The organism is Hymenobacter artigasi (assembly GCF_012275535.1).
Lineage (GTDB): Bacteria > Bacteroidota > Bacteroidia > Cytophagales > Hymenobacteraceae > Hymenobacter > Hymenobacter artigasi.
Genome location: NZ_JAAVTK010000037.1, coordinates 1 through 1,262, shown reverse-complemented (window position 1 = coordinate 1,262; position 1,262 = coordinate 1). Strand labels below are relative to the sequence as shown.

Sequence of the window (1,262 nt, the reverse complement as noted above, 5' to 3'; positions counted from 1 at the left end):
GATGCGATTTCTATGATTCAGGCAAGGGCCGTGGCATATTTTTCGTCATATTTTCGCTGGTTCAGGGCACAGGCAAAGAGCAGGTGCACGAGTTTATTGCGCACATTGTTGAGCACCAGCAGTTTGGGCTTGCCTTCGGCTACCTTTCGTTCGTAATAGGCCTTGAGGGGCTTGCTCCAGCGCACGGCCGAGAGGGCGGCCAGGTGCAGCAGGGCCTTGACCCGCTTGTTGGCGTGGTGGCTCACCCGGCCCCGCCCCCGGTGCTGGCCCGAACTGCGCTCAAAGGGCACCACGCCGGCATAGCTGGCGTAGCGTTTGGCATCGGAGCGGGTGGTGAACGCGCCGGTGGTCAGCAGCAGCTCGGTGGCCACGACCGGCCCCACGCCCGGCACCGACAGCAGGCACTCATAGACGGCGGCCAGGTCCGTGTCGGCGGCGATGAGCTGCTGCATGGTGGCCGCGACGGCCGTGATGGCCTTGGTCAAGGCGCGCAACGTGGGGGCCACCGCCCGTTGCTCAACCCGCTGCTCGGCGGGGGTGAAAAAGCCCGCGCTGCCGGTGAGTGGCGCTTGCAACTGCTGGCGCAGGCCCACCAGGCGGGCGCGGCGGGCGCTGAGCCGGTCCAGGGCCACGAGCACGGGCCGGGCCGGCTGCCACAGGCGCACCCGGTCCTGGTAGCGGGCGGCGTACTGGCCAATGCGTACGGCATCGGCCTTGTCGGTTTTGCCGCGCACCTGGCCCATGCTGACCTTGATTTGGGCCGCGTGCTCCAGCCAGGTGGGCAGGGCCAGCTGGTCGAGCGCCGCCAGGGCGGGGCGGCAGTAGAGGCCCGTATGCTCGAGGCAGGCCAGGCAAGTGCCGACGGCAAAGCCGGGCACTTGTTTGGCCTGCGCCTTGAGCCACTGCGATAAAGCCGACGGCGTATTGGCTAATTGGGCTTGGGCCAACACCTGGCACTGGGGCGAGAGCAACGCCACGTCGAGCGTGTCCTTGCTCACATCGAGACCAAGAAAATGCGTGTACATTTGAGAAGATATAGGGGGTGAGAACTCCTGGATAACCAACGCGTAAGCCACTCGCTACCTGACTAGTAGGCTCCTAAGGCCTGCATTTCTATCTGAGCCTGTGCTTCCGCACCCCGGTCGGTCCTGCATCGCAACATAGGCTCGACACCTGGTCTCTACATAGGGTAGCCGGCCGGGGTGGTTATCCGAAACCAAGAACGGGGTTTTATCCTATACCCCAAATCTACAGGTCTCTAC

General features: G+C 64.3%; 1 protein-coding gene. It reads right to left on the bottom strand.

Annotation, left to right across the window (positions count from 1 at the left end; all coding sequences use genetic code 11):
• Positions 1–17 precede the first annotated feature (17 nt).
• On the bottom strand, positions 18–1,025 hold the full coding sequence (locus HBN54_RS23145; RefSeq protein WP_168675618.1) for an IS110 family RNA-guided transposase: 1,008 nt from the start codon (positions 1,023–1,025) through the stop codon (positions 18–20).
• Between the last annotated feature and the right edge of the window lie 237 nt (positions 1,026–1,262).